Below are 7849 nucleotides of genomic sequence, written 5' to 3' on the forward strand. Positions count from 1 at the left end.
TGGCGCGAATCGCGTAAACGCTGTCGAGGCACGCCAGCCAAATAACACAACAGAAAGGGCGGTGGCAGGTGACACTCAACCTGCTACCGCCCTTGTCGTGAATCCGCGGAACGCGCGCGAACCGTCGCGTCCGAGCCGGTGCCCGGCGTCGGTTACAACCGGTCCGCAGCCTGCTCCACATAGCCGGGCATGCCGTCAATATCAACGACATCCGTGAAACGGACATCCGCATGCTCAAGGCCGCGCAACGCCTTCGGCGCTTCGGTCCCACTGTGCTCGGCAAGCACGTCCATGCAGTCGAAATCGGAGCCGGACGCATCCCAACCCAGCGCCTCGTTGACCACACGCGGGAACTTGTACGGGCTCGCCGTGCTCAACAACACGCGCGGGGTGAGCGGGTCGCGCGGCATCTGCTGCATCACGTAATATCCGCATGCCGTGTGCGGGTCGATCACATAATGGTTCTTCTGCCAGCAGTCCGCGATCATCGCGCGCACCTGGTCCTCATCGGCCCAACCGCAGCCGAACAGCTGCCGGATCTTCGCCAACAACTCTGCCGGCACCTCATAGGCGCCCCACTGGTTCAAATCGTTCATCAGCATCTGGATCAGACGCGTATCCTTGTCTGACATGTAATACAGCATGCGCTCGAGATTCGAGGAAATCAGGATGTCCATCGACGGGCTGATCGTCTGGAAGAACGGACGCTTGCGGTTATACGTGCCGGAGGTCAGGAAGTCAAACAGCACGTTGTTCTTGTCGCTCGCGACAACCAGATGCTTGACCGGCAAGCCCAGCATCTTGGCGTAATAGCCGGCGAGAATGTCGCCGAAGTTGCCGGTCGGCACGCAGAACTCGACTTCGTCGCCCGCGTTGATGACCTGACGCTCCAGCAGCTGCGCGTAAGCGGAGAAATAGTAGACGACCTGCGGCACCAGACGGCCCACGTTGATGGAATTGGCGGATGACAGCACCACATTCGCCTGAGCATCGATGCGTTCGGCGAGCTCGCGATCGCCGAAAATACGCTTGACGGCGCTCTGCGCGTCATCGAAATTGCCGCGCACCGCGCACACATTCACATTCGACCCCGCCTGCGTGGTCATCTGCAACTGCTGGACCTGGCTGACCTTGCCCTCCGGGTAGAACACGGTGATGCCCGTGCCCGGCACGTCGGCAAAACCGGCCAATGCGGCCTTGCCGGTGTCGCCGGACGTGGCCGTGAGAATCATGATCTTCTCGTTCGGATCGCCGGTCGGAGCGGTATGCGCCATGAAACGGGGGAGAATCTGCAGCGCGACGTCCTTGAACGCGGATGTCGGCCCGTTGAACAGCTCAAGAATGTAATCGTCGCCCAACGGCTTGAGCGGTGTGATCGCCGGATCCGTCCACTGCTCGCCGTAAGCGTCGCGCACGCACTGCGCCAGCTCGTCATCAGTGAAATCCGGCAGCAGCGCGCCAAGCACCTCTTGGGCGATCTGCTGGTAGGACTTGCCGGCAAGGGACGCGACGTCGATCTGCGTGTCGCCGAGCGCGTCGGTGACGAACAAGCCGCCGTCGTCGGCGATGCCCTTGCGGATGGCCTGCTTGGAAGTGAGTGAATCGGTGGTGCTGCGAGTGCTATGGAACGTGATCACGAATCATCCTTGCAAAGTAAAGTGGATCTTTTGGTCGGTATTCTACCGGGAACCATGGGCAGAAACCGTTGACGTTCCCCGATATGGACACCGTGCGCAGACACTTGAGCCCGTCCTGTGGGCGAAATCCCCGCGATGCCCGCGGTGTGCGCTACTGTTTTGGCTATGACGAACCAAGAAGACAACGGTCAGACAGGGCGCGTGGACGCGCAGGTCTTCAGCGCCGTATGCATGATGGCGGACGCCGCCGCAGCGGCCCAACGCGCACTCGAACAGGCGAATACGGAGGCGAAGAACGAGCTGCTGCTCGCCATCGCCGACGCCCTTGACGCGCATGCTGACGACATCGCCGCCGCCAACGCGCAGGATATGCAGGAAGCCTTCGAATCCGGCATGGACGAGGGCAAACTCGACCGGCTTCGTTTCGACGTGGATCGCATCGCCGCCAGCGCGCAGGGCGTGCGTCACGTCGCCACGCTGCCTGATCCTGTCGGACAAGTCGTGCGCGGCTACAACCTGCCCAATGGATTGCGTCTCAACCAAGTGCGCGTGCCCATCGGCGTCATCGGCATGATCTACGAGGCGCGTCCGAACGTGACGGTCGATGTCGCGTCGCTGTGCCTCAAATCCGGCAATGCGGCGATGCTGCGCGGTGGGCACGCCGCCGAACGCACCAACGCGGCAACGCTGCGCGTCATCCGCGACACCATCGCCGAACACGGGTTCGACCAAGCACTTGTCGACACGGTTGACGCATACGGACGGCAGGGGGCAACCGCGATGATGGAGGCGCGGGGCCATATCGACGTGCTCATCCCACGCGGCGGGGCGGGACTCATCCAAGCCGTTGTGCGCAACTCCAAGGTCCCGGTCATCGAAACCGGCGCGGGCAACGTCCACATCTATGTGGATCGTTCAGGCGACCTGAACAAGGCCATTCCCATCATCCTCAATGCCAAAACCCAGCGTGTCGGTGTGTGCAACGCCGCCGAAAAGCTGCTCGTCCACCGCGATGTCGCCGAACGGTTCCTTCCCCTTGCCGCTCAGGCGCTCGCCGAAGCGAATGTGGTGCTGCGCGCGGATGAACGTGCGTACGGTATCATCGACGCGGCCGGCATCGACGGCATCGACCTTCAGCAGGCCGATGAGCAGGATTGGGACACCGAATATCTGGCGTTGAAGATGGGGGTCAAAGTCGTCGATTCGCTTGACGAAGCGATCAAGCATATCAACATGCATTCGACCGGACACACCGAATCGATCATCGCCGAGGATTACTCCGCGATCGAACGCTTCACCAGACTCGTGGACTCCGCAGTGGTGATGGTCAACGCTTCGACCAGATTCACTGACGGCGGTGTTTTCGGTTTCGGCGCCGAACTCGGCATCTCCACGCAGAAGATGCATGCGCGCGGTCCGATGGGCTTGCAGGAAATGACCACGACCAAGTGGATCGGCTACGGTACCGGACAGGTGCGGCGGTGAATCCCGGCATATCGGTATGACGGTCTGATGACGGTCTGAGAAGAGGTTGCACAACCTCCAAGGAAGCGAAGGTGACACAAGTGGCAGTGAATGAAGCATTGGCGCGCGATCGCGGCATCGACCTGGACGATCCCAAACTCGCCTTGCGGATTGCGGCGGAACGGCTGAGCACCGTGCGATACGTCTTTCTCGTGCAAATCGAGGACGGCATCGCCACCGCCGCACAGCGCGCGTCGTTGGAATATGCGGATGCAGTGCTGATCGGATGGCCGGAGAACGACGCGCCCGATGTGGTCGATCTGGACGAACAACAACAGGCGCAGGTCGCAGAACATATGCGGATCATGGAAGACTACATCCGCAAGTATGCCGCGATGGAGCGTGACGGTGATATTGACGGGATGACGGATACGCTGATCCGCATCACCGAGCGGGTTGCGGAGATCCGACGGCTGTACCAGCCCGATTTCCTCCTGCCCACCTTCGCGGAGATCCGCAGGGTCGTCCAACAGGAATGGGATGAGGATATGGGCAAAATCGACCCGAAGGAACCCGACCCCACCGCCGAAGAAATCGAAGAACAGACCGAGAGCGCCGACAAGCAACAGCAAGAAATCGCCGAACAGTCCGAACAATCGCAACAATCCGGGCAGCCCGAGCAGCCTGGTCGTTCCGGACGACAGACGCATGCCGGACGCCACGGGGAGAATCCTGGAGGCAAGGCGTGAACGACAGCGCATCCGAGTCGCATATGCCGGCGCCAGGGCAATCCGATGCCGGCCGCCGCATGTCCGACCTGCTTCAACGCCCGCAGATTGACACCCCCGGATCATCCTCGCGGCGATCCGCACGCGGCAACTGGCACAGCCGGCCGCGTATCGGCATCATGGGCGGCACCTTCGATCCCATCCACAACGGGCATTTGGTGGCGGCGTCCGAAGTCGCATGGGTGTATGACCTCGACGAGGTGATTTTCGTGCCGACCGGCCGCCCGGTGTTCAAACTGGACCGGCATGTCACCAATGCCGAGGACCGGTATCTGATGACCGTCATCGCCACCGCGTCAAATCCCAAGTTCACGGTTTCGCGTGTCGATATCGACCGTCCTGGGGTCACCTACACCATTGACACGCTGCGCGACATCCACGCCCAGCATCCGGACGCCGAATTGTTCTTCATCACCGGTGCGGATGCGGTCGCGGAGATCATGCGGTGGAAAGACGCCGACAAGATGTGGGATCTCGCGCAATTCGTAGCCGTCACCCGACCTGGGTATACGAGTCCGTCCTCGCAGCTGCTCAGTGAAGGGCATGTGGACACGCTCGAGATCCCGGCACTGGCAATTTCGTCGACCGATGTGCGGCGGCGGGCGGCTCACGGCGAACCCGTATGGTACTTGGTGCCCGATGGCGTGGTGCAGTATATCGGCAAGCACGGCCTGTACCGCGGCATTGCCATCGGTTCCGACCAAGACACGCAGCGGCGCGTCTGATGCGGTCAATGCGGATGGCTACTATGAAATACGTCCACTTCTGCGAACAACGTTTGGAGACACGGTGAGCGCAATCCTCGAAGGAAAGCCTGATAAAAACCTCATTCTCGTCACTGGAAGGGCGCACCCGAAACTGGCGAAGGATGTTGCCAAGCAACTTGGCATCGATGTGCTGGAAACCACGGCATACGATTTCGCGAACGGCGAGATGTACGTGCGCTACACCGAATCGGTTCGCGGCGCCGACGTGTTCGTCCTGCAGAGCCATTGCAACCCGGTGAACAAGTCCATCATGGAGCAGCTCATCATGATCGACGCGCTGAAGCGCGCATCCGCACGCTCCATCACCGCGGTCTGTCCATTGCTGGGCTATTCGCGCCAAGACAAGAAGCATCGTGGCCGCGAGCCCATTTCCTGCCGCCTCATGTTCGATCTGCTCAAGACTGCCGGCGCCGACCGCATCATGAGCGTCGATTTGCATGCCGCCCAATCCCAAGGCTTCTTCGACGGGCCGGTCGATCATCTGATCGCCATGCCGGTTCTCGTTGATTACATTCGTGACCGGTTCGCCAACCAGCTCGACAATGTCGCCGTCGTCTCCCCGGATGCGGGGCGCATCCGCGTGGCCGAGCAGTGGGCGCAGCGTCTTGGCGGCGGTCCTCTTGCGTTCATTCACAAGACCCGTGACATCACCCGTCCGAACCAGGTTGTCTCCAACCGTGTGGTTGGCGAGGTCGAGGGCAAGGATTGCGTGCTTGTCGACGATCTGATCGACACTGCCGGTACCATCGCCGGCGCCTGCCACGTGCTGCGTGATGCCGGTGCGAAGTCCGTGACCGTCGTGGCGACCCACGGCGTGTTGTCCGGTCCGGCGGTCGAGCGGCTCAAGAACTGCGGCGCTCGCGAGGTCGTGCTCACCGACACCGTGCCGATTCCGGAGGAGAAGCGTTGGGACGGCTTGACGGTTCTGTCCATAGCGCCGTTGCTCGCTAGCGCCATCAAGGCGGTGTTCGAGGATGGTTCGGTCGCCGAACTGTTCGACACCTATCCGGTGCATCACGGGCAGGGCTTCCTGTTCGCTTGATATTCTGCGGTTTGGTCGGCTTGACCGGTTTGGTCGCACAGTGCAACGCGCGGTTAAATTGACGAAACGGCAGAGTATGGCATAATTGAAGCTTGGCGGTCGCAAGCCGCCGATCCCCCATGGTGTAATGGCAGCACACGGGTCTTTGGAACCCTTTGTCTTGGTTCGAGTCCAGGTGGGGGAACCCGAAACGGTTCCGCGCACGAAAACGCGGAACCCACGCCCTTCGGTCCGGAGCAATCCGGGTCCGGTAGCGGCATTACCGACGCACGAGGCCTCGCGGTCTCGTGCGTTTTGCTTTTCTGTGTCGTCTGGTGTCTCTGTGTTTGTTTGCATCTGCCTCGCGCATCCTTGCTGCTGGAGTCTCAACCCATGTCGGTTGTTTGGGGCACCCGTTGTGTGAGTCAATCCTCACATTCTGGGTGGTGGATGTGCTTGTCCGGGGTCTTTGGGTGATTGTGTGGCGGGTTGTGTGAGTGAATCCTCACAAAACCGGTGGTGGACATGCGCGTTTGGGCTGTTTGGGCGGTCGGGCGACGGGTCGTGTGAGTGAATCCTCACATCACGCACTTCGTGGATTCCCGACATCCGTCGCCCTGTCCGCGGCGTGAAGAGGGGGAGCGGCTTCTCCATGCTCAGAGTCTCAGAGCATGGCGGATGATTCCTTCTTTGCTCCCGGGGGCGTGGCAGCCGATTCCTCTCAACACCTTGGTGGCAGTCGGCGGACACCGCACCTCAGGGTGTGACGGTCAGTGGCTTTCGCATGATGAAACCTTTCGGAGCGCATGCCCGGGCATACGCGATTCGCTCCATACCGTCCGGCGCCGCCGGCGGATGAGGTGGTTTGTCGTATTGCGTATGTCGTGGCATGCGGAAACGATCGGATCGTGCATGATATCGCGGCGATGCGCGACTGTGCGTTGCGCTGCGTGTGTGTTGCCATACGTAAGTCGCCGGATGCGACGGGGTTTTACTGTTCGCGCTGGCGATTCGTTCCATCGCGTATGCCATGACATGCACAAACCGCCAGAATCGTCCACTGGCCGCATGGTCTCATCGTCATGGTTCGACCTCGAGCCATACCGTTGCATCGCGTAGGTCGGGGCATACACAACGCAACGACATGCCACAGCAGCATTTGCACATCCTTGTGCCGTCCCGATTCCTGCGGGTGGCAAGACCACGCTCACGTGGGCTTTCGGCGACTCGACCGGAAAGGATCCCACCAAAAATTTTGCGAACAAAAAATCCCTGGCAGGCAAGTGGATGAAGCTGTATTATCAGGCGCACTTGTTGAACGGCGCGCCCTTCAACACCGCAATCGGCAACGCCTATGATGTGACCTACCAGTACAGCCCGTACACGGCGCAAGGCGGGGAGAAAACCCCGACCGAGCATCCGTACGTGTACACCTACAACCTTAAGTTGAGAAAGATCGATGGGGCTGACGCCGATAAGTACCTGGCTGGTGCACAATTCCAGATGTATACCGACCAGGCTTGCACGCACAACGTGAAGTTCACGCAGGTTGACGGTACGTACGAGCACGATCCGAACGGAACGGTGACGGCGCTGACGACGGATTCGGACGGCAAGATCAATATCGCCGGCATCGCGGGTTCCGCTGACGGGACGCACTATTATCTCAAGGAGATCAAGGCGCCTGCGGGCTACCGTTTGAACAGCGTCGTCATCGATGTTGCCGTGAAAGTGCCTGACTTCAAGGACCAGGCCGAGAACGCCAGGACGGATGGCGCGGTGCAGAACCTCACCTACAACGTGTACGCGCAGGGCGGATATTCGTCTGTGGACGGCAGCCTGCTGGTCATCAAGAACTTCCGCGGGTATCTGCCATCCACCGGTGCCAGGGGCATTGTCCTGACATCAATCGCCGGTCTGCTGTTGATCGGTGTGGGCATGCTCATGATGCGCCGCAAGCAGTGAGCGTCTGCGCATCCTAGTCAACGGGACGAGGGTGGAAGGTGGATACTCGAGCGAAGGCAGCGGATGTCGGCAGATAGTCGAGGGAGAGGTAAGATGCCAGAGGACTCGTACTCTCATACGCATATCCACCACAGCGAGACGGGTCGTCAGCTAGTATACGCTACACGTCAACACATAGCCCGACCACTCATCATCAATAAAAACGAA

General features: G+C 60.5%; 6 protein-coding genes and 1 tRNA gene. 6 read left to right on the plus strand and 1 reads right to left on the minus strand.

Translation table 11 applies throughout. The features are described 5' to 3' along the window. Positions 1-152: 152 nt before the first annotated feature. Complete coding sequence (gene thrC, locus DSM100238_RS08065; RefSeq protein ID WP_152356156.1) at positions 153-1637, minus strand: threonine synthase; 1485 nt, start codon at positions 1635-1637, stop codon at positions 153-155. A 165-nt stretch (positions 1638-1802) separates the two neighbouring features. Between thrC and DSM100238_RS08070 the strand changes: the two genes are divergently transcribed. From DSM100238_RS08070 to DSM100238_RS08095, 6 genes are all read left to right on the plus strand, one after another. Continuing rightward, positions 1803-3122: a glutamate-5-semialdehyde dehydrogenase gene (locus DSM100238_RS08070; RefSeq protein ID WP_152356157.1), complete on the plus strand. Its 1320-nt coding sequence runs from the start codon at positions 1803-1805 to the stop codon at positions 3120-3122. Between the two features lie 80 nt (positions 3123-3202). Continuing rightward, entirely contained in the window at positions 3203-3850 is a 648-nt protein-coding gene (locus DSM100238_RS08075; protein WP_240812409.1) for a phosphoribosylglycinamide synthetase, read from the plus strand. Between the two features lie 59 nt (positions 3851-3909). Next, entirely contained in the window at positions 3910-4614 is a 705-nt protein-coding gene (nadD, locus tag DSM100238_RS08080; protein WP_152356163.1) for a nicotinate-nucleotide adenylyltransferase, read from the plus strand. A 64-nt stretch (positions 4615-4678) separates the two neighbouring features. Beyond that, positions 4679-5698, plus strand: coding sequence for a ribose-phosphate diphosphokinase (locus DSM100238_RS08085; RefSeq protein ID WP_152356159.1), 1020 nt, complete (start codon positions 4679-4681; stop codon positions 5696-5698). Between the two features lie 113 nt (positions 5699-5811). Next, positions 5812-5882: transfer RNA gene (locus tag DSM100238_RS08090), tRNA-Gln, on the plus strand. Between the two features lie 1067 nt (positions 5883-6949). After that, positions 6950-7642 (plus strand): SpaH/EbpB family LPXTG-anchored major pilin, encoded by a 693-nt coding sequence (locus tag DSM100238_RS08095; protein ID WP_276608015.1) that lies wholly within the window; start codon positions 6950-6952, stop codon positions 7640-7642. The last annotated feature ends 207 nt before the right edge of the window (positions 7643-7849 follow it).

It is taken from the genome of Bifidobacterium apri (genome assembly GCF_009299485.1).
In the GTDB taxonomy this organism is placed as follows: Bacteria; Actinomycetota; Actinomycetes; order Actinomycetales; family Bifidobacteriaceae; genus Bifidobacterium; species Bifidobacterium apri.

Coding starts and splice junctions, on each gene's coding strand:
- DSM100238_RS08070 (WP_152356157.1), top strand. CDS start 1,803: ATGACGAACCAAGAAGACAACGGTCAGACAGGGCGCGTGGACGCGCAG.
- nadD (WP_152356163.1), top strand. CDS start 3,910: ATGTCCGACCTGCTTCAACGCCCGCAGATTGACACCCCCGGATCATCC.